Annotated in this window: 21 protein-coding genes, 1 pseudogene and 1 riboswitch; of the genes and pseudogenes, 5 read left to right on the forward strand and 17 right to left on the reverse strand. The window is 38.1% G+C overall.

Going from position 1 to position 19,662, the window contains the following annotated elements; all coding sequences use genetic code 11:
- Positions 1 to 9: 9 nt before the first annotated feature.
- Positions 10 to 382, forward strand: a pseudogene (locus MKX96_RS16580) (enoyl-CoA hydratase).
- Positions 383 to 443: 61 nt separating this feature from the next.
- Here the strand turns inward: MKX96_RS16580 and MKX96_RS16585 are convergent.
- From MKX96_RS16585 to MKX96_RS16660, 16 genes are all read right to left on the reverse strand, one after another.
- A complete protein-coding gene (locus MKX96_RS16585) occupies positions 444 to 1,106 on the reverse strand; it encodes a hypothetical protein (RefSeq protein WP_340885448.1) in 663 nt (220 codons plus the stop codon).
- On the reverse strand, positions 1,099 to 1,581 hold the full coding sequence (locus MKX96_RS16590) for an ECF transporter S component (protein ID WP_340885451.1): 483 nt from the start codon (positions 1,579 to 1,581) through the stop codon (positions 1,099 to 1,101). Before MKX96_RS16590 ends, MKX96_RS16585 begins: the two co-directional genes overlap by 8 nt.
- A gap of 5 nt (positions 1,582 to 1,586) precedes the next feature.
- Entirely contained in the window at positions 1,587 to 2,177 is a 591-nt protein-coding gene (locus tag MKX96_RS16595; protein WP_340885455.1) for a cob(I)yrinic acid a,c-diamide adenosyltransferase, read from the reverse strand.
- On the reverse strand, positions 2,152 to 2,565 hold the full coding sequence (locus MKX96_RS16600; protein ID WP_340885457.1) for a bifunctional adenosylcobinamide kinase/adenosylcobinamide-phosphate guanylyltransferase: 414 nt from the start codon (positions 2,563 to 2,565) through the stop codon (positions 2,152 to 2,154). The genes MKX96_RS16595 and MKX96_RS16600 overlap by 26 nt, the downstream gene beginning before the upstream one ends.
- On the reverse strand, positions 2,517 to 3,116 hold the full coding sequence (locus MKX96_RS16605) for a histidine phosphatase family protein (protein WP_340885459.1): 600 nt from the start codon (positions 3,114 to 3,116) through the stop codon (positions 2,517 to 2,519). The genes MKX96_RS16600 and MKX96_RS16605 overlap by 49 nt, the downstream gene beginning before the upstream one ends.
- Entirely contained in the window at positions 3,086 to 3,835 is a 750-nt protein-coding gene (gene cobS, locus MKX96_RS16610) for an adenosylcobinamide-GDP ribazoletransferase (protein WP_340885462.1), read from the reverse strand. The genes MKX96_RS16605 and cobS overlap by 31 nt, the downstream gene beginning before the upstream one ends.
- A 9-nt stretch (positions 3,836 to 3,844) precedes the next feature.
- Positions 3,845 to 4,375 (reverse strand): bifunctional adenosylcobinamide kinase/adenosylcobinamide-phosphate guanylyltransferase, encoded by a 531-nt coding sequence (locus tag MKX96_RS16615; RefSeq protein WP_340885464.1) that lies wholly within the window; start codon positions 4,373 to 4,375, stop codon positions 3,845 to 3,847.
- Entirely contained in the window at positions 4,348 to 5,424 is a 1,077-nt protein-coding gene (locus MKX96_RS16620) for a pyridoxal phosphate-dependent aminotransferase (protein ID WP_340885466.1), read from the reverse strand. Before MKX96_RS16620 ends, MKX96_RS16615 begins: the two co-directional genes overlap by 28 nt.
- On the reverse strand, positions 5,411 to 6,367 hold the full coding sequence (gene cbiB / locus MKX96_RS16625) for an adenosylcobinamide-phosphate synthase CbiB (protein ID WP_340885468.1): 957 nt from the start codon (positions 6,365 to 6,367) through the stop codon (positions 5,411 to 5,413). Before cbiB ends, MKX96_RS16620 begins: the two co-directional genes overlap by 14 nt.
- Position 6,368: 1 nt before the next feature.
- On the reverse strand, positions 6,369 to 7,838 hold the full coding sequence (locus MKX96_RS16630; RefSeq protein WP_340885471.1) for an adenosylcobinamide amidohydrolase: 1,470 nt from the start codon (positions 7,836 to 7,838) through the stop codon (positions 6,369 to 6,371).
- Between the two features lies 1 nt (position 7,839).
- The gene (locus MKX96_RS16635) at positions 7,840 to 8,823 is read right to left on the reverse strand and encodes a FecCD family ABC transporter permease (RefSeq protein ID WP_445678221.1); all 984 of its coding nucleotides are present in this window, start codon (positions 8,821 to 8,823) and stop codon (positions 7,840 to 7,842) included.
- A 4-nt stretch (positions 8,824 to 8,827) separates the two neighbouring features.
- On the reverse strand, positions 8,828 to 9,781 hold the full coding sequence (locus MKX96_RS16640) for an ABC transporter substrate-binding protein (protein WP_340885477.1): 954 nt from the start codon (positions 9,779 to 9,781) through the stop codon (positions 8,828 to 8,830).
- Between the two features lie 120 nt (positions 9,782 to 9,901).
- Positions 9,902 to 10,043, reverse strand: a riboswitch (cobalamin riboswitch).
- A gap of 534 nt (positions 10,044 to 10,577) precedes the next feature.
- Entirely contained in the window at positions 10,578 to 11,258 is a 681-nt protein-coding gene (locus MKX96_RS16645; RefSeq protein WP_340885479.1) for a DUF1963 domain-containing protein, read from the reverse strand.
- A gap of 12 nt (positions 11,259 to 11,270) precedes the next feature.
- The gene (locus MKX96_RS16650; RefSeq protein ID WP_340885482.1) at positions 11,271 to 11,897 is read right to left on the reverse strand and encodes an immunity protein Imm33 domain-containing protein; all 627 of its coding nucleotides are present in this window, start codon (positions 11,895 to 11,897) and stop codon (positions 11,271 to 11,273) included.
- Positions 11,898 to 11,931: 34 nt separating this feature from the next.
- The gene (locus MKX96_RS16655) at positions 11,932 to 12,246 is read right to left on the reverse strand and encodes a hypothetical protein (protein WP_340885486.1); all 315 of its coding nucleotides are present in this window, start codon (positions 12,244 to 12,246) and stop codon (positions 11,932 to 11,934) included.
- Complete coding sequence (locus tag MKX96_RS16660; RefSeq protein WP_340885489.1) at positions 12,243 to 12,716, reverse strand: DUF2975 domain-containing protein; 474 nt, start codon at positions 12,714 to 12,716, stop codon at positions 12,243 to 12,245. The genes MKX96_RS16655 and MKX96_RS16660 overlap by 4 nt, the downstream gene beginning before the upstream one ends.
- 466 nt (positions 12,717 to 13,182) lie before the next feature.
- On the opposite strand from MKX96_RS16660, the gene MKX96_RS16665 reads away from it, so the two are divergent.
- The 4 genes from MKX96_RS16665 (at position 13,183) to MKX96_RS16680 (ending at position 17,824) form a co-directional block, all read left to right on the forward strand.
- Entirely contained in the window at positions 13,183 to 13,500 is a 318-nt protein-coding gene (locus tag MKX96_RS16665; protein WP_340885492.1) for a hypothetical protein, read from the forward strand.
- Between the two features lie 197 nt (positions 13,501 to 13,697).
- Positions 13,698 to 16,181 (forward strand): hypothetical protein, encoded by a 2,484-nt coding sequence (locus MKX96_RS16670; protein ID WP_340885496.1) that lies wholly within the window; start codon positions 13,698 to 13,700, stop codon positions 16,179 to 16,181.
- Complete coding sequence (locus MKX96_RS16675) at positions 16,181 to 17,056, forward strand: ABC transporter ATP-binding protein (RefSeq protein WP_340885500.1); 876 nt, start codon at positions 16,181 to 16,183, stop codon at positions 17,054 to 17,056. The genes MKX96_RS16670 and MKX96_RS16675 overlap by 1 nt, the downstream gene beginning before the upstream one ends.
- 156 nt (positions 17,057 to 17,212) lie before the next feature.
- Entirely contained in the window at positions 17,213 to 17,824 is a 612-nt protein-coding gene (locus tag MKX96_RS16680) for a cysteine peptidase family C39 domain-containing protein (protein WP_340885502.1), read from the forward strand.
- 169 nt (positions 17,825 to 17,993) lie between these two features.
- Here MKX96_RS16680 and argS read toward each other — a convergent pair whose 3' ends face one another.
- Positions 17,994 to 19,661: an arginine--tRNA ligase gene (argS, locus tag MKX96_RS16685; protein WP_340885505.1), complete on the reverse strand. Its 1,668-nt coding sequence runs from the start codon at positions 19,659 to 19,661 to the stop codon at positions 17,994 to 17,996.
- Position 19,662 lies beyond the last annotated feature (1 nt).

Here is a 19,662-nt window from a genome sequence, read left to right on the forward strand (position 1 = left end):
GGAGATTATATGTCTTTAAAGGCTGGAGATATAGTTAGGTTTGAAAGAACTTTACATTAAATGATGGGAATTATTTATAAAAATCTCAGGGGATGAAGGCATTCATCATATGAATCCAGATGAACAAGGGAGAGTTGTAATTCAAGGATTACTGACTGCAACATTACCGATTAAAGTGGGTGGAGATAACAACGTATTGGCTCGTCATATGGACTTTGAATTTCTAAAACCAGTCTATACGGGAGATACAATAACTTGTGAGGTCACGATTGATCAATTAGAACCGATAGAGAAAAGAACTTCTATCGTTGCATCCTTTAGATGCCACAATCAACATACCACTGTAGTGCTAAAAGGAAGTTTCTCAGGGGTAATATTATAATCACTAAAAAAGCAGTCTGTTCCAACTAGGAAATGGACTGCTTTTTATAAGGCTAAGTATGCTAAATGATAGCTTGAAAGTATTCGCCAAAGTATAGTTTCGCTTCCTGCTGTCTCGAACTATTAATACCTACTAGTACCGTCGTTGCTGGACCTGCAGATTTTTGAACTTCCCAGCCTTTCATATTGCACTCGAGCTTTAGTTGCTTACATTCACCTGCTATTCCTTTAGAGCCGACCGGCCAAACAGCATGAACCAATCCAGACCTCATTGCCTCCCAAACTTTTTTTAAGTCTGCAATTTTGTTTGCTTCTTTAATAACCTCTTCCCCTACACATGGCTTTCCATAGGCATACCATTGAACATCTTGATCTTGTTTTAGCTGTTGCTGACCAAGCATCGTAATAGCCACGGCAGATTGCATGGTTTCTATATTCGTTTCGCTGCTACCTGTAATGGTTGGACATTCCTCTGCAATCTCATTAAACAATTTCTTTATTCCTTTTATATACTTGTTCCAGCTGTCATTCCCTGAAAAATTATGAACCACTATCGTTTGTGGGTAGGCACTAGCTGCCCATTGCTCCAAAATGGAGACTCGAGTGGCAAAGTAGGCAACTACCTCATCTGATATAGACACCACATCGTTTTCCTTTTCACCTATTGCTGCCGAATTATCAGTGGTTAGTACTATCCCATTTGGCAATAATATAGCATTACGCATGTGTCTTCACTCGTTCCATTACCTTTTCAACAACAGGAGAAACAATCATAGCAATGGAAGCATTAAGTATAGTTGCCAGCGTGATACCCGGTAAAGCACCTATGAAGAACGCAGGTGAAATAATCCAGTAGAAAGGTAAAGTTGCTAGTACACTATTTGCAAAGATAAAGAAAACCCATTTCCAAAAGTGATATCCCTTTTGATGGAGCTTTGTAAAAACAAATAGAATGACAAACATCTCCAGGGCTATGATGATATGTAATGGACCTAGTGGGAACCCAGCTGATAAGGAAGAGACTAAATGACCTACTAAAGAAGCCGCTCCTGCATACATTGGCGGTAAAAAAAGAGCGGAAATAAGTGCAGGCACTGTATCTAGTGCCGCACTTCCAATCCCCACTGGAATCTTGATCAACGCTCCAATTGCACAAAGAGCTGCGAACATGGCTGCAAGTGTTAATAGTCGAAGCTTCATATAGATTACTCCCCTTCTTTTTTCTCGCTTCCAACGTTTTTAAAGACTTTTGCGCTTCTTACGTATTCAACGTCACTTACGTTTTCCCGCACGTTTGCCACACGAGCTGCTGCAAATAAATAATCCGATAAACGATTTAAATAACGCTGTACAACGGAAGGCACATCCTCTTGCGTTTTAGATAACGTCACAGTTAATCGCTCTGCACGACGTGTAATGGTACGCGCAATATGAAGAGTCGCCGCAGCTGGAGTTCCTCCTGGAAGGATAAATCGCTCTAATACTGGACCTTCTTCTACTAATACATCAATGCGTTTTTCCATTGCCTCGATTGCGTCATCGGTCATTTTATAGATTCTGCGATTAGATACGTTTGCTAAATCACCACCACAGTCAAATAGCTCGTGCTGAATCGTTTCCAAATCCTCTAGAAGATCTGCAAATTTAGATGGGTCTAACTCTGTCACTGCTTTTCCTATAAATGAGTTTACTTCGTCAATTGTTCCGTATGCCTCTACTCGAATATCGTCTTTATCTGTTCTGCCTCCGATTAATCCTGTTTGTCCCTTATCACCTGTTTTTGTATAAATTTTCATTGTGAACATCTCCCTTTATAGTTTGTGGAATACCATACCAAATACGTGTAACACTCTCTGCTACAGCAAAAAGCTGCTGATAAAATCTTCCCACATCATCCCTAAGCTTCCGCATACTAGCCTCCATCGGAACAATCCCTCTTCCGATTTCAGTAGCAATCACATAAACCTCTTTTTCCACATCCCATTTCTTTAAATGCGTATACCATATATTTAGCTGATCTTGTTGCAGGGTCTCAAATCCTGTTATCACCAGTATTTCTTTATCGGGAAATAATGTAGTAGGGAGTTCATCCCCTGCGTCAATCCATTGAACATGACGTCCAGCTAGCTTTTTTTCTACAAAAGCTCTTTTTCCATTAAATGCTCCACCGAATATGACGTGCAATGCTTTCCCTCCAGTACTTCTTGTCTATCTTTCCAACACAGTGTATACATGCTTCCATGGGGCACATCCCAATCCCAAAACTTTTTAGAGTCATTGACAAATTTTCTTAACAATGCTCGAATAGGCCCACCGTGAGTAATTATAATAGGATGATTAGAGTTAGTAATAACTTCACAAAACCCACTTGTTACCCTTACTTCTAGCTGTCTTAGAGATTCCCCTCCTGGTGGGGCAATACATTCATAATCGTCTAGCCACGCCTGGTACTTTGCTTCATGCTTTAATTCCTCGTATGTTTTTTCTTCCCAACTACCAAAGGAGCACTCTCTGAGCTTAGCACTTTCAATATATGGAATATCTCCAAAAATTATATCGGCAGTTTGGCGGCATCGCAGTAAATCACTCCCAAACACTTGTGTTGCTTCTCCTATCTTATTAACGGTCTTTAGACCAGTAATAACGGGCTCATCTGTCCATCCAATATACTTTCTATCAGTATTCCCTTTCGTCGGAAGATGTCTTATGAGAGTAACAGTATAATCGTGATCCATAGAATAACCTCCGTCAGCTCTAGGCTGGCACCGAGTAAGTCACCCGTAATGCCCCCGAAATTCTTTAACGTCCAGCTACGATATACACAGCTAAATACGACTAACACGCTTAAGATTGTAATCGCAATAAGCCAATACGTCGTTAGACCAATGAAACAAATGGCTACAAACAATGAGCATGCTGTTAACGGTAATAGTAGTGGAATATGAATCCTTTGCTTAAAGAAATGGGCAAGACCGCTCTCTTTAGCATTTACGGTAGTACTAAATAGCGTCACAAGAACTATTCGTGATAAAACAGGAATAATCACTATAAATATCCAATGAAAACTTTCAGAAGACAACACCTCGGCTATGATGATTACTTTACCTACAATCAATAAAACAATGGCCATCACACCAAAAGCACCAACTCGAGGGTCGTCTAAAATTTCCATTCGCTTTTTTAAATCTCTATAAGAAAAAAAAGCATCTGAAGTATCGATAAAGCCGTCCATATGGAGTCCGCCTGACAGTAAGATTCCGAGACTGACAATCACAAATGCAGTCATTAAGGGGCTCCATTCAAAATAGAGAGCCAAACTAGCCACTGCTCCAATGCCAGCTCCTACCAAAGGAAAAACAGTGTACATCCCAGTTATTTGTCTTTTTTCCATCGGTAGATTTTTTTTAACCGGAATAATGGTAAAGAATTGAAGTGCCAATAACAGGCTATTCATCATTCCACCTCATTTCCACTGATGTCCTAATCCATACTCCATTTCGTATGCCTCATCAGCTTTAGCAACTAACTTTTGATGAATGCGACCAATCCATTGCTGATAAAGAAGTACACTATCATAACTGGAAACCTGTTCATCGAGCACTTCATTTGATACAACGACCATTACCTCTACCTTTTCTAGCAACTGATCAATTGTTAGAAATAGCTTCTTTTCAACCTCTTCTATGTCACTAACATAAAGCTCGTTTGCTAGCCAAGTCGTGACACAGTCCCAAAGGATACCATCTGTAGCTTTTATGGCTGGTACTAGTTCCTCAAAATATCTCGGTTGCTCAATAGTAACCCAATTTGCCGTATAACTTTCTCGATCTCTCTGGTGATACGCAATTCTTTGTTCCATTTCCCTGTCTGTTGCTACACCTGAAGCAACGTATATATTGCGAGGAGCCCGCTCGTTCATCAGGTACTGCTCCGCAAAGTGGCTTTTACCACTCCGCACTCCCCCTGTTATAAAGACAAGCTTTCCTTGAACCATGTGGTCAACTCCTTTTTCAAGTACTGCATGTCATCTTCTTTTTTCATCCCTACTCTAAACCAATTACCGTCTAGTCCTTTAAAGTTTTCCGTATGTCGTAGCACGCAGCCTTTAGCTAGTAAATATTCAAAAAAATCCTTCGACTGAACAGGGTCGGGAAGCTGAAAGCAAAGAAAATTTGTATGAGATGGTAGCACCCTACAATTGAGTCCTTCTAAAAATTGGGTGAAGTCCGCTCGTGCCTTTCGCGCAAAATGAATAGCATGCTGTCTATACTCCTCTTCCTTGAAGCACTGGGCACCAATCGCTGTTGCCAATGCATTACTATTCCAATGAGGCAGCCTTGAACGAATATCATCTATTGTTTCTTTTCCCGCTACTGCATAGCCAAGTCGTAGCCCTGGAATTGCATACATCTTAGTCATCGAACGGACAACGATTACATTAGGGAAATCATTTAAATAAGGAATGAAGGATTCCTTTTCATCTATAAAATCTAAGAAAGCCTCATCCAACACTAAATCACAATTATGCCTTTTTGCATGCTCCGCTATCTGCAGAATTTCCTCTAACGGAATCAGGTAGCCAGTTGGATTGTTCGGCCTACAAATATATATAACATCTGCCTTTTCTACCTCGCCGAATACCTCGTTCATCTGAAGCTTACCTATAGCTATTATCTCTGTAACGATTGCCTTATATGGTTTGAGCGTGGCCTCATATTCCGAGAAGGTAGGGTGAATAACCACGGCTTTTTTTTGCTGATAGCGTATAGCTAAGCTTGCAAAGATCTCTGCCGCACCATTTCCAATCAGTATTTGTTCAGAGCTTACCTCGTGATACATTACAGCTGCGCTTACGAATGGCTCTCCATAGGGATCTGGGTATTTCGTTATTAAATTTGCATAGGATTCCCACTGTTCCCTCACAAAATCTGGAGGACCTAGTGGATTCACATTTTCGCTAAAATCAATGACCATCTCAGGTATTGGAATGTTTAGACGCTGATATAACTGATGAGCATTTGCTCCGTGGCTAGGTAACGACAAGTATTAAACCTCCTATCCCCGTCATTCCAAACCAGAAAAGAAAGACGGCTGTGTGTAAATGTGAAATCGCTCCTAATATATGTCTTGCACTTAAAGGAACCTTACGAATTCCCATCAATGCACGATTTGAAACGACTCCTTTATATGTATTTCTTCCGCCTAACTGTATGCCTAATTGATAGGCAGTGGCTGCTTCTAAAAAGCCACTATTGGGACTCGGATGCTTCTTAGCATCCATCCACCAGCCCTTCATTCTCTCCTTCAAGGGAATGTCAGCTTCCTTTCTTCCTCCAAGCATAATGGCCAACCCAGTTAATCGGCTCGGGATATAATTTGCAACATCATCTAGCTTTGCCGCTGTATAACCAAACTCCTCGTACTGTACATTTTTATAGCCTACCATGGAATCTAAAGTATTGATTGCTTTATATGCCCACAGACCAGGAGCCCCAAATAGGAAGGCAAAAAATAGTGGTGCAGTAACTCCATCACTTATATTCTCAGAGACGGTTTCTACTACCCCTCTAGTTATTTCCTCCTCGTCCAAATACTCCGTGTCTCTTCCTACAATCCATGAAAGCTTTACCCTTGCATTAGGTAAATCCCCCTCTATCAAAGGTTTGTATACATCCATTGCAGCGTTCTTTAAGCTTTTTTGCGCGAGGCCAGAGGCAATAAGTATACTTTCTAGCGCAATTCCTAAAACAATATGAATGGAATAAGCAACGGTTACAAGCACTAGAGCAATGCTAAATGATATGCCTACTATAACTAGGACTAGGATCAGCCCTTTAAGCTTCCTCTTACTACCTTTGTTTAATTGCTTGGTTAGCCTTGAAATAAGCGTGCCGATCCAGCGGACTGGATGAGGCCAATTAGGAGGGTCTCCTATTAATCGGTCAAGCATAAGACCAATTGCTATTGCTATCATGTGAGATGCCATCTTACACCCAGCCCTTTGCCTTTTTGTATACCTGAATAGCCTCCACTGTACATTCAAATACACCTTGACCAATCTTTTTACCGATTTCTGTTATTGGACCTGCGTATTTGATATAAGAGCCTTTTTGTGTTGCAGCTATTAGTACACTATCTGTCGAGGTGCCAGTTGCAAGCGTACCAGTCCTAGGATCCATTACTTGTTCGTGAGCCATCGCTTTCGTTTTAGCCTCCGTTGCAGTGATAACAGATTGAATAAATGCCTCCTCTGCTAGCTCTCCATTAATAACAATCCATGTATTGATCGTACCTACAGAAGGAAACATTTCAACCTCATGCGCTCTAGAGACATCCACTGCATTTCCAACCCCCGCAGTTACCATTACGACTAGATTACCAAGAGGTGTTTTGTACTCTTTAATGATAGCGTCCGTAGTTTTGACCGCTGTCATCATACCTACCGTATCTGCCTCTGATAACCCTTCAGCAGCAAGGTATTCTATCATTTCCTCCTGAACATTATCACAATGGTAGCTCGCATCCACTCTTCGATTGACAAAATTTCTATACCAGCCACTTCCTGCATTAATGACTGCAGATGACCACGTCTTTAATTGATTTTCTGCTCGGAAAAGAACATAATCATCCGTTACTTGAAAATTGGACGCTGTGATTTGTTTATCGTCTTGTTTTTCATTTACATCTGGCAAAATGGTTATTTGTGGTTTAGGGCGTTCCGGATGAGGATTAGTACTAACTCTGGCTTCATAAACCGTTTCCACTAAACTCTTTTTTACTACCTCATGCGGTTCTCCAATTACTTTAATGCTCCCTTGGTCCATCAATAGAAGCCTGTCACAGTAAAGCGATGCAAGGTTAATATCATGAAAAATGCTTATAACCGTAATACCATTCTCAATTGCTTGTGTCTTAATCGTATCTAGAAGTTGTTTTTGATGAGCAATATCCAAGTGATTGGTCGGCTCGTCTAACAGCAATATTGGAGCTTGCTGAGCTAAAGCCTGCGCTACAAAAACTCGCTGCTGTTCTCCTCCTGATAGTAACTCTAGTAAATGCTTTTCATATTGATCGATAGCAGTCAGCCTCATTGCCTCCTGTGTCGCCATTTCATCCTCTGGCGACCATGTAGAAAACCAGCCGGATTGATGAGGATATCGTCCTAGTGAAACTGTATCAAAAACAGTATGTGAAAAAGCCTGATTGTGCAGTTGCGGCAAAACTGCCAGCCTTTTTGCCAGCTCCTTTGAGGAATAGGATTTCAGTGGCTTACCTTCAATTAGTACTTCTCCCGATGAAGGTGTAAGTATGCCACTCATCAATTTTAAAAGAGTGGATTTCCCACTACCATTTGGACCTAATATCCCTAGCATTTCTCCTTTAGATACCTGAAAGGAGACGTCATGCACTATAAGCTTTTGATTGTAGCCACCAGAAAGCTTTTTTATCTCTAGCATGTTAAGCAGCTCCTTTTTTACGTTGTCGGAAGAAGATAAATGCAAAAACTGGTGCACCTATAAAGGCTGTGATAACTCCAATAGGAAGCTCTGTTGGAGATATAATCGTACGTGATACGAGATCACAAATAATTAATAACGATGCTCCGTTTATGAAGCTTAACGGAAGGACGTGTCGGTTATCGGAGCCAAATAACAGCCTCGTCATATGAGGCACTACGAGTCCGACAAATCCAATGGTTCCCGATACAGCTACAGCCGTCCCAGTAAGCATAGACCCACCTATTAGTATCATCATTTTACGTTTCTTTACTTCCACACCTAAATGCTGTGCTCGTTCTTCTCCAAACAGCATTGCATTTAGCTCCCTACGGTTTAACCATAATAAAAGTGAACCAATTATTATAAAAGGTAATGCCATTTGAACATAGCTCCAGCCACGCATAGAGACGCTTCCAAGGAGCCAACCAATTATTTGCCTTAGCTCTTCCCCTGTTAATGCAATCATTAAGGAAATAACAGAGCCGAGAAACGAGCTAAAGATAATACCTGTTAAAATAATCGTTTCCATTTTCATCGCTCGATCAACAAGCTTCGCGAAGGTGATTACGGTGAGCATCGTTGCAAGAGCTCCTAACATACTGAAAACAGGCAAGGTGAACATTCCTAAAAAAGGTACCGATATTCCAAAAAAGAGTGTAGCCACTGCACCAACCGATGCTCCGGACGACACTCCCAATGTATAAGGATCAGCTAGCGGATTTTTAAGCAGACTTTGAAAAGCTGCTCCCGCTATTGCCAGGGATGCTCCGACTAATCCTGCGAGTATAACTCGCGGCATGCGAATCTTCCAGACGATATTTGTTGCAATCGCATCTGTACCCGTATCCCATAAAGTACTGATCGGTACCTTTACAGATCCGACCGACACACCTAGCCAAATGGCTACGATTAACGTAGCCAGTGACAAGATATAACCGATCATTGATTTACTCACTAAATGCCTCCGGATAAATAGCCTTAGCCACTTCCTCTAGGCCTTCTACTAAACGTGGACCTGGACGACTCGTTGCATCCTCATCCACTTGTACCACCTCATCATTTTGAATGGCAGTCACTGTGTCAAAACCATCACGCCGTTTCACCTTTTCTACAATTCCTTCTACGTAGTCATAGGTGATTAACATAACATCTGGGTTACGGCTTACTATTTCCTCTGGGTTAACTTGAAACCAGCCATCTTGATCGGCCATAATATTTTCTGCATTGACCATCGTTAAAATTTCTTGCATAAATGTCCCATTACCAGGAGTATAAATTTCTGGTACATCGGAAGTTTCTACGAATACTGTTTTCTTTGTCTCTACTTTTGCAACTTTTTCTTGAATTTCATCAACCTTTGCCTTCATATCCTCTATAACGGCTTGTGCTTCCTCATATTTCCCCGTTGCTCGGCCAATTTGTTCAATAGTTTTATAGGTTAAGTTAAAATCCTTTGCATCCTGTACCACAAATACCTTTACACCAGCATCTCGAAGCTGCTGTAATCCTGACTCTGCCATTGAAACAATGGATTCATGAGCGAATACGATATCCGGACTTAAAGAGATTATTTTTTCAATGTTATACTCCATGCCACCAATTTTTTCTTTTTCTAAGGCTTCCTTAGGGTAGCTCTCATAATCATTCACACCGATAATTTCTTCATCTAGCCCTAAAGCAAATAGAATTTCGGTATTGCTTGGAATCATAGATATAATTGATGTTGGGGCTTCCTCTAGCGTAATCTCTTGTCCTACTGCATCAGTGAGAGTCAGCGGAAATGCTGTTTCCGAGCTACCAACCTCTACACTATCTTCTTTTTCTAACGGAAGTGTTTCGGAATCATTGCACCCAGCCAATACAAACAGTGCTATCCCAATTAATAACCAAAACTTTTTCATCCTTCATTCCTCCTAATTTTAAACAATAAAAAATCCCCCATCCTAGGATGAGAGATAGATAGGTATAAATCTGCCAAAAATACCGAAAGCGGACCTACACCAGACCTATCCGCGTAGGTAATGGGTGTGCACATAAAGGCAGGTTTTCTGGCTTATGATGCACATGCATCACTTACAGTGGCGGGACCGCGCTGGACTCTAACCAGCTTCCCTTTTAACTCTAGTATCCAATAACTAGAGCACCTTTACGCAAATGTTATTCTATTGTTTCTTGCATTTATTATACCTTATATTTAGATGTTGTCGAGATGATGTCGGGATTTGAGAAAGGCATCCGTTTCATAATTTCAAAAATACGAACAATTAATAAAGAATATTCAAGTTTATATACTTTTATATGTGGAAAGTAGAATTGATTTTCGCTCATATCTCGGACGATCTTTCGAGGGGGGGAGCGATAAGTCATCACCTGTCGCTTACGCGCAAGGTTGTGATGTCTGAGCTGTCTCACTCATCCCTACTTGTGCCACCGCCTGCCGCTACAATCAATTTTAGAAAAGGTTCGTGTTTAACTATTTTGAGAAATGAATCTTCTCCAGCTCAAGCGAGGTAAAAAAACAGTAGTAATTGATTAAAGGTGATTTCAGTGAAATTTTTACATTCATATTATCGAAATCATTTCACGTTTCACTTTCTGACCTTCTATAAAGCTAGGGGAGTAGCATTTTTGTAGCTTAAGTAAAAAATGTCCATCTCCTATTAGAAAATATTCGAGAGATACTCACCCCTAATGCTATTAATAAAAATCACAGTACACAATCCACTCTTGTTTGTCTTGATTATAGAAAAAATAGAAGCTACCACTGTCTACTATGTTGAATTGCGCTTTCGCATCAGAGCTTATCTGAAAGACAAAGGGATATTCGTCACCATAGGAGACTCCGCTCTGGGTAAAGGAAGGATATCCTCCAACCTTATGCATAGGATAGATATCTTCCACGATATCATCGTAATATTCGATCGCATCCTCTAATTCAATGCGTAAAATCTCGTCTACAATTTCTGGTGGTATATCATCAGAGTCCCAGGCGGGAGCATCATTCTCAACTAGTTTCGGTTTTAATGGAAAAGGTTTCGTCCTTGCAGATTGATCGTTTATTTTATGTAATTCGTTGAGGCTTGTATAGCAATTAATCATAAAAAAAGACGCTAAATTATCATTGTTTAAATGATCATATACATTAAAGTCCATATAAATAGTGATTAATTGAATGTTTTTTAATTCCTCCGGTACGTAAGGGAGATTGCTTAAAAAGATTGTACTTAAAGGCTCATACTGGGAAGATATATTTTCTTCTTTTCCCCACATGACCTTTCCAATCCAGCTCTCACCTAATTCTTCTGTTGGTTGATGTCCACCCGTATCAAAAATGGTAGCTTGCTTAAATAGTACTTCTTTTAATTGAGCAATGTTCATATAAATCCCTTCCTAAGCTAAGTAAGACTCCCAATCGTAATCTTCTATTTTATAGAAGACACCGTGGTCATTTCTTTCATATGCACATAGAGGTGGCTCATCAATAAAAGATAGAACAGAGTCATCTATATTTAAAATTACACCTATGGATATATACTGAAAATTATCAGAATTACTTAAAAATCTATCATCTTCGTAACCACTTAAAACAGACCAACCAGAATCTTGAGCATCTTTTGGATCATCTTTTAACATAAAATTAAATTCATTTCTCTCTAAAACATCGTTGCTTACAATTATTTTCGTATCAAAATAATAATCCCATTTAGAAGCATTTGGATCGTTATACTCAGTGTCACATATATGTACTGCACGAAATGAAATTTCTTGTCCAATTTTTAATTCACTTATATTGATTGGGTCGTTTGAAAGAACTCCCTTAAAGTTTTCCATATCCCTATGGGTAATTTTCACCCACATCCTTTCACCTGCATACCCGTCTGCTCTAGTCTCGAATTCGAAAATTAATTTGACCATATCTCCTATTCTTAAAATATCAATTACTTCCTGGCTAGGAATATAAAAAGTATAGGGCGCTTCTTTATTTCTTTTATAAACACTCTCTAAGTACCATGACATTATATTTTCTCCTTGAACTGTTTTAACATAATTTTTACGAGTCTTTCAACACTTTAATTTTTTTTGCAACTATCTTTCCTTCCTTTTCCTCAGTCCATATTTTCAGCTCTTGTCCTTCTTTTAAGCTCCGCATGCTATTTATTTCCCCTGTTATTTTGGTGAAATTAGAGATATGAACTTTAGGAGTAAAATGCTCGTATTCAGGGTTAACTTCCAGAGGATATAAGGTAAAGTTATTATCCGTTATATCCCCTACTTTGCCATGGTAATCAGCTCTATTTAAAAGAAAAAAAGTAAGGAAAGCAATACTGATTATAGTCATTCCAATAATTAAGCCTCTACTTTTCATTTGTTACGTTCCATTCGTGTCATTGCTTCTTGTAAAAGTCTTTGTAGAACAGATGCAAAGGCTGCAATTACAAGGGAAGCAAAAATCATGCCTAGTCCGATGCCTATGATTCCAGGCGCATCATCCTTATCTGCCATAAGAAAGAATATTGGCATACCTAAAACGTATAAAGAGCTAATAGCTAATCCACAGTATTTTATTTTCTTCAAGGCTCTTACTGAAGGTGCAGAGAAGGTATTATGATGACCTATATAATTTAAAAGCTTTAGTGCTTGGTATAGGGCAAAGTAAAAAGGAATAGCTGTTGCATACAAATCGATATAAACTAGGTATTTCAAATAAGCATATTCAGGATATAATTCTACTACAAAGCTTGCTATTTCAGGTACTAGAAATATACATAAAGCAAGAACTGGGATTCCCATTAAAACAATAGCTAACTTTAAAAACAATAGAATTCCTTTTTCCATAAAAGTACCTCCCCTATTAATAATTTACATTATATTACATATTTGATTGTTTTAGAATAAATACTATTGTAAATAAAAAATATTAATACTCTAGGATAACAAAAGAACCAGAATAGAATTATGGAAGTTATTAAATGTCTTTATTCCAGAAAGAGATCCATTTGCTGCATTTAGCACTTTGTCTGCATTATAGAATTATGGATTTTAAACTAATTTCGTCTTTTAAATGGCAATGTGGACTGATCTCACATTTGAAAATTTCAAAAATTATTTATAATTACTTACACAAGTTACTCTTGAAAACATACTAAAAATGGGCATTTTCTCTAAGAAAGTGTGTAACAGAAAGAGCTGGACAAGGTTATCATAATATGAAAAGATTGAATTGTAAGAATAATCGGCCGATTTTCTTCCTAAGTATTTTGTTTTCTAAAAAAATAAAATTTGATACGGAGGAATATACTTTATGAAGAAATTTAAAACATTATTGTTAAGTTTTGTAATTGCTTTAAGTTTTGGATTCACAGCCCAAGCAGAAAATGTACAAGCCACTGAAAGTAAAGAAACAAAAGTTGATGTAGCTTCAGAACAAATTTTTGTTTCAAGAACCGTTCGTTTTACTAGAGATCAATCTATGTGGGTAACTGAAACTAGAAATGGTAAAACGTATTCTGGGTATATTTATAATAGAGGTTTTGCAGACGGCTCTGGAAACTACTCATTTTTCTCAGGATACATTAAAACAGGTCCTTACGCACCAGTATCACTTGAACTTGATAAATAGGAAGATAGAATAGTTAAAATAAAGGCTTTCTTAGAAATCATCCCTTTACGTAGTTGTTTAACTCTGCAGTTTTCTGTAAGTTTCACTATTTAAAGGGATGTTTTCTTTTTCTAGAAAATATGCTCGATTCTACAAGCATATAATCATATATAAAGAGGAAGTGGAACAATCTACGTCTGTTTTTCAGGGGGGAACTCATGAGAGAAGTTATAAGTTTCGTTATGAAAGGAATCTTAAAAAGTAAATACATATTATTGGTACCTTTTATTATCATTCTATTTATCGTTTCTTTGATGGCTATTAATAGTAATGAATCTGGAACAACTCAACAGGAGCTACAAGACACATTTAATGATCGAAAGGAAACCATTAATTTTATCATTGGTAGCCTATTAAATAAAAAAAAGGATTTAGGCTTAACCGAGGAACAACAACTAGCACTAGACAGTTTACTCCTCCAAGAAGTGTATTTAAAAGAAATATCAACTAAGCTGGATCGAGGAGATTTAAATATTTCCAACGAAAACCTCGCCTACATCAAAGCATATAGAGAGTATGAGAGCTATGACTTTATAAGTTATATAAATCCTGAGGTTTTAGATGTTGAGCAACAAAAAGCTGCTACAATAGCGAAACAAGATCTATCTTATACAGAACAAGAGACCCCCTTTAATACAGCACTATTTTCTAAGCAATTATTCCAACTATTATTCAGTCCCTTTACTGCATTTCTATTTTTTCTTATCTTCATTTATAAAATTATTTCGGATGAACAAAATAGGACTTTCGAGTTCTTTAAAGTTAACTCACTTTCAAATACAGCAATCTATTACGGGTATCTCATACCTTTTTTAATGCTTGTGATTGTATATACGATTTTAGCAGCATTCTTTACGTTATTACCACCTCTTTTGACTGGGAATTTAGAGACGATATACTATCCAATAGATATGCTTATTGGTGCAGAAACAGTTATGGTGCCAGTATGGAAATGGCTACTCTTCCTTCCAATTGGTTGGGCAATTTTTGTGGCACTTATGCTGACGATTGCAATATGTTTGTTTAAACAGAGGCTTTCATTTAATGTACTTTTAGCAATCATTGCCGTCCCGGTCCTGTGTGGCTATATTTATTCTGTTCTATTTGGATTTCATATGTTTAATCCTATCCATCTTATTGCTTCTTATGAAATGTACTTACTACCTACCAATCGTTTCGTAACGTATTTAACTGGAATGCTCCTCTTGCTCATTCTAGGTATACTAGCAAGCTTTCCGGTATTTAAATCGAAGAATGTGGGATTCACCTCCCCCCTCCCTGCTTATGCTCGCAAGCGATTTTATCCGAAACTCGAGGGGAGGATGCAGTTGCTTCAATTTGAACATATTAAAAAGAAGCGCAAAGGTCATGTGTTGCTTACCATTATTCTGTTAACTGGGATTATCGGTAGTACATTTATTATCGTCAATCAAACCTATCAAAAGCTGCCAACCATATACTTGAATGTTATGGAAGATTTACAAAACCTCCTTATTGAAGAACAAGTACAGTGGAGAGTCCATGAAGAGGATTTTAATAGAGAAGTTGAAGCGAATCGTATTTCGGAGGATTCAGTAGATGGGACTATAGACTTTCCCGAGGAAAACCCATTCTCCATGATGATTAGACACGCTGAAAACGAATACAACGTATTGGATGAGTTAAAATATAATATTGGTTCGAAAGATTTCGCCCAAAAATATAATGAGATTACGAGGCCCGACCAATCCTATAGAGAATTAGATTCACCCATGTGGAATGTTACTGTAATGGCTTCTGAGGAGCAACAGCATATATTAGATAAGAAAAATATTACACCATGGCCGATCGGGTATCAGTGGATTTCTCATTTCAATGATCCTAGTTATGCTTTAGGTAACGAACACTACACCTTACTAAAATCATCTCAAGAAAGAAACACGAAATATGGAAATAGTAGCTTGTTCACTATGTATAAATTTTTAGATTGGAACATAATGTTGGTGGTCTTATGTGTGTTTATACTTCTGCTATGGACATGTCTTTCCGAGGAACAGCGACCAACACCATCCATTCATTTTTTGGCTACCAAGCCCATTACTCTCCAATCTATCTATGCAAGCAAATGGGCCTACAATCTATTAATTGCTTATGGGGCAATTCTAATTAGTGGAGGAATTACATTTATTGTCAGTTCAATTATAGGTGGATTCGGTGAACCAGACTATCCGATTTTAGTCTATGCTCTTAAAAATGCGAGCGAAAATACGTTTTTTTCTCCTGTCGATAATAGTCATTTTTACTTTGAGAGTTTACTAGTGTTACTCGTTAAAAGTGGATTTCTTATCGTTGCCCAAATTTTCTTTCTGAACAGCTTATTTAGTTTAATTGGGAGATGGATTAAAAACCATTATGTTTCTTTAGTTATCACATTATTAGTTTCCGTATTGGGTTATTACTTCGCAAATCAATACATTACTACTTCCTTTATGTATCTTAATCCATTTGTTTATTTTGATACATGGAACATTGTAGATGGCTGGAAATCCGTATTAGCGAGCTCGTCCTCCGTCAATTTCCGTAATGGGTGGATGATTCTGTTACTTAGTGGTTTGCTATTGTTCCTAATAGGCTTCATACCAAGAAGAAAGAGGGTGTCATGATGTCAGTATTAGAAGTTCGTCAGCTTAGAAAAAAGTATGGGGAAAAACTTGTTTTGCGAGATATTTCATTTGAGATTCATGAAGGTGATGTTATAGGTCTAGTAGGCCCAAATGGAGCAGGTAAATCCACTCTTTTACGATCCATTCTAGCAATTGAAGAGTTTGAATATGGAACGGTGAAGGTCAAAAACGTCTCTAATCAGAGTCCTGACTTTTATAAACACGTTACCTTTTTACCGAGCGATAACTATTTATATATGCAGCTAACTGGATTCGACCATTTAGCATTTGTTGCAAACATCTATAGGTTGGAAAAAACGCAAATTGAAGAAGTTATTGAGCAAATTGGAATCCGATCCTATGTCGACCAGCCCGTAAAATCCTACTCGTACGGGATGAGACAGCATTTACTTATTGCATTATGCATTCTAACAAAGCCTTCTGTCATTTTAATGGATGAACCTTTTAATGGACTGGACCCTACAAGTACGATCGAATTGAAGGAGCTGATTCGCACCTTACATGCGCAAGGAATTAGCTTTCTCATTTCCACACATAACCTGGATATTTTGGAGGATCTGACGAAAAAAATATGGTTTATCAAAGACGGAACATTGTTTAAAGACGACAAAACATTAGTAGTAAATCTCCCTTATCAAATTGAAGTTTTAGTTCCCAAGGATACCGTGTTAGAAAAGCTGATGACCGACAGTCCATTACCTTATCAGGTGTGGGAAAACCGAATTATTACAGATCAAAATCATGATGTAGAAGAATATTTGGAGTGGCTACTAAAGAATAAAGTACAAATTCTATCCGTCAACCAAAGGAAGCCTAATCTGGAGGAAAGGTATAAGCATTTTTACGAGGTTTAAACCAGTTTCTTAAATGGACTCAGAGTGTATCCCCTGGCTCAATTATTATGGGATAAAACAAAAAAATTGTGAAGACTTCCACTTAAAATAACAGGTCATTACAAATAGAATTCAGAATATTGTTTTGATATAAGCGCTAAAAATGGAGGAAGTAGTATGTTTATAGTTAGGACAGTTATTTTATGGATTATTATATCAACTATCATTAATGCATATTTAATGACCCTACCCATACCTGTCTTACGAAAAAGAAATTATCCAGCAAACTATCTTATTGAACTAAACAATCGTATAGATTATCAAAACAATACGGAATGTGCTGCATTTTCAACCGCGTATCTGTTACGTCATTTTGGCATGGAAGCTGAGGGTGAAGAGTTATATACGCATTTCCCTAGTAAAACGCGCGCGGGAAATGTATATCCTAAGGGAATCCGTACGGTGTTAAGAAAAAAGGGCTTTAAAACAAATTATTATAAAGGAAATATAGATACATTAAAGTACGAAGTCAGTAAAGGAATTCCCATAATTGTTTTTATTAAAGTACAGAAGGATAGTAATATTTTACATTTTGTCCCTGTCGTAGGCTATGACAGGGAGTATATTTACCTTTCAGAATCATTAAGGCATCTGGTAAATTGTATTGATCACAAGAGCTATAATCGAAAAGTTCCGATTGAGGAGTTTAAGAAACTATGGAATGTAAAGAGTATTCATATGCTTCTTTATAGCAATACTTACATAGCTGTAAATCCAACACAGAGCTAATAGTAATGACTAATAAATTTTTACTCCGTATATTTTTGCTAACTGGTCCGTTAGCAAAAATTGAGCTTGGACATGTATCTCCAATCTTATTTTTTCAGTATTAACCATTACTTTAAAGAAGCCTAAAAAAGACATCAAGAATAGAATTCTCGATGTCTTTAAATTTATTTTACATTTTTTCTGGTGCAGATACTCCAATTAATTTTAATGAATTTGCAATCGTTTGACGTGCAGATGTCACTAATGCTAGACGTGCCTCTGAAAGTGGCATGTTGTCCGCATTTAATACTTTGTCTGCATTGTAGAAGCTATGGAATGTTGCAGCAAGCTCCTGAATATAGGTTGCAACACGGTGAGGGGCACGAAGTTTTGCAGCGTCTGCTACCACTTGTGGGAAGTCACCAATTTTTTTCAATAAATCTAATTCTTTTTCACTTTGCAGTAAATCCAAGGAATCAGTAGTAGCCTTCATACCTTGTGTTTCTGCTGATCGTAAAATAGAGCAAATGCGAGCATGTGCGTATTGTGCATAATATACTGGGTTTTCATTTGATTGTGAAACAGCTAAATCTAAATCGAAGTCCATGTGAGAATCGCCTGAACGCATACCGAAGAAATAACGTACTGCGTCTAGTCCTACTTCTTCTACAAGCTCACGCATCGTTACAGCCTTACCTGTACGCTTACTCATCTTCATCTTTTCGCCGTCTTTATATAGTTGTACCATTTGAATAACAGATACTTCTAGTTTTTCACGCTCATATCCAAGTGCTTCAAAAGCAGCCTTCATACGTGGGATATACCCATGATGATCTGCTCCCCAAATATTAATGAGCTGATCGAAGCCACGAGCTAGCTTATTCTCATGGTAAGCGATGTCTGGTAATAAGTATGTGAATGAGCCATCACTTTTAATAAGCACGCGGTCTTTATCATCTCCGAATGTAGTAGAGCGTAACCAAGTTGCCCCCTCTTCTTCAAAAATATGCCCATTTTCACGTAATTTGTTTAACGCAATATCAATTTTACCGCCTTCATATAAGGAAGTTTCAGAGAACCAGTTATCAAAGTTAACACGGAAGTCTGCTAAATCCTTTTGAAGCTTCGCCAATTCTACCTTCAAACCGTGAGTACGGAATGCTTGGAAACGCTCCTCATCAGACATATGAACAAATTTGTCTCCATGCTCTTTTGCAATGTCAGCAGCAATATCAATAATATCTTGACCACGGTATCCGTCTTCAGGCATTTCCTTTTCCATACCTAATGCTTCAAAATAACGCACTTCAATAGAAACGGCTAAGTTATTGATTTGATTTCCTGCATCGTTTATATAATATTCACGAGAAACATCATAGCCTGCAAAGTCTAATACGTTACATAAGGAATCTCCCACAGAAGCACCTCGTGCATGTCCTAAATGTAAATCACCTGTTGGGTTGGCAGAAACGAATTCTACTTGAATTTTTTCGTTACCACCAGATGTTGTGCGGCCGTAATTTTCTTTTTCTGTTAGTACTGCCTTCACCACGTCTTGTAGGTAATCTTTACGTACCGTGATGTTCATGAAGCCTGGTCCAGCAATTTCTACTTTCTCCATCATTGTTCCGTCCATATTAAGGTTTTCAATAATTGCCTCTGCGATTTGACGAGGGTTTTTCTTCGCAATTTTAGTTAATTGCATAGCAATGTTTGTTGCATAGTCACCATTCGCTTTATCTTTTGGTGTCTCAAGATGAACTGATGGCAGTTGCTCCTCGGTTACAAGTTCTGCTTTAAGGATTGCTTGCTGCAAAGCTTCCTTAATGGATTGTTGGACTTTTTCTACTGCATTCATT

This window comes from Psychrobacillus sp. FSL W7-1493 (assembly GCF_038004905.1).
Lineage (GTDB): Bacteria > Bacillota > Bacilli > Bacillales_A > Planococcaceae > Psychrobacillus.

Excerpts from the sequence above, each read along its gene's own strand:
- MKX96_RS16585 (WP_340885448.1), bottom strand. The coding sequence starts at position 1,106 with ATGCGTAATGCTATATTATTGCCAAATGGGATAGTACTAACCACTGAT.
- MKX96_RS16590 (WP_340885451.1), bottom strand. The coding sequence starts at position 1,581 with ATGAAGCTTCGACTATTAACACTTGCAGCCATGTTCGCAGCTCTTTGT.
- MKX96_RS16595 (WP_340885455.1), bottom strand. The coding sequence starts at position 2,177 with ATGAAAATTTATACAAAAACAGGTGATAAGGGACAAACAGGATTAATC.
- MKX96_RS16605 (WP_340885459.1), bottom strand. The coding sequence starts at position 3,116 with ATGGATCACGATTATACTGTTACTCTCATAAGACATCTTCCGACGAAA.
- cobS (WP_340885462.1), bottom strand. The coding sequence starts at position 3,835 with ATGAATAGCCTGTTATTGGCACTTCAATTCTTTACCATTATTCCGGTT.
- MKX96_RS16615 (WP_340885464.1), bottom strand. The coding sequence starts at position 4,375 with ATGGTTCAAGGAAAGCTTGTCTTTATAACAGGGGGAGTGCGGAGTGGT.
- cbiB (WP_340885468.1), bottom strand. The coding sequence starts at position 6,367 with ATGGCATCTCACATGATAGCAATAGCAATTGGTCTTATGCTTGACCGA.
- MKX96_RS16630 (WP_340885471.1), bottom strand. The coding sequence starts at position 7,838 with ATGCTAGAGATAAAAAAGCTTTCTGGTGGCTACAATCAAAAGCTTATA.
- MKX96_RS16635 (WP_445678221.1), bottom strand. The coding sequence starts at position 8,823 with ATGATCGGTTATATCTTGTCACTGGCTACGTTAATCGTAGCCATTTGG.
- MKX96_RS16640 (WP_340885477.1), bottom strand. The coding sequence starts at position 9,781 with ATGAAAAAGTTTTGGTTATTAATTGGGATAGCACTGTTTGTATTGGCT.
- MKX96_RS16645 (WP_340885479.1), bottom strand. The coding sequence starts at position 11,258 with ATGAACATTGCTCAATTAAAAGAAGTACTATTTAAGCAAGCTACCATT.
- MKX96_RS16650 (WP_340885482.1), bottom strand. The coding sequence starts at position 11,897 with ATGTCATGGTACTTAGAGAGTGTTTATAAAAGAAATAAAGAAGCGCCC.
- MKX96_RS16655 (WP_340885486.1), bottom strand. The coding sequence starts at position 12,246 with ATGAAAAGTAGAGGCTTAATTATTGGAATGACTATAATCAGTATTGCT.
- MKX96_RS16660 (WP_340885489.1), bottom strand. The coding sequence starts at position 12,716 with ATGGAAAAAGGAATTCTATTGTTTTTAAAGTTAGCTATTGTTTTAATG.
- MKX96_RS16665 (WP_340885492.1), top strand. The coding sequence starts at position 13,183 with ATGAAGAAATTTAAAACATTATTGTTAAGTTTTGTAATTGCTTTAAGT.
- MKX96_RS16670 (WP_340885496.1), top strand. The coding sequence starts at position 13,698 with ATGAGAGAAGTTATAAGTTTCGTTATGAAAGGAATCTTAAAAAGTAAA.
- MKX96_RS16675 (WP_340885500.1), top strand. The coding sequence starts at position 16,181 with ATGTCAGTATTAGAAGTTCGTCAGCTTAGAAAAAAGTATGGGGAAAAA.
- MKX96_RS16680 (WP_340885502.1), top strand. The coding sequence starts at position 17,213 with ATGTTTATAGTTAGGACAGTTATTTTATGGATTATTATATCAACTATC.
- argS (WP_340885505.1), bottom strand. The coding sequence starts at position 19,661 with ATGAATGCAGTAGAAAAAGTCCAACAATCCATTAAGGAAGCTTTGCAG.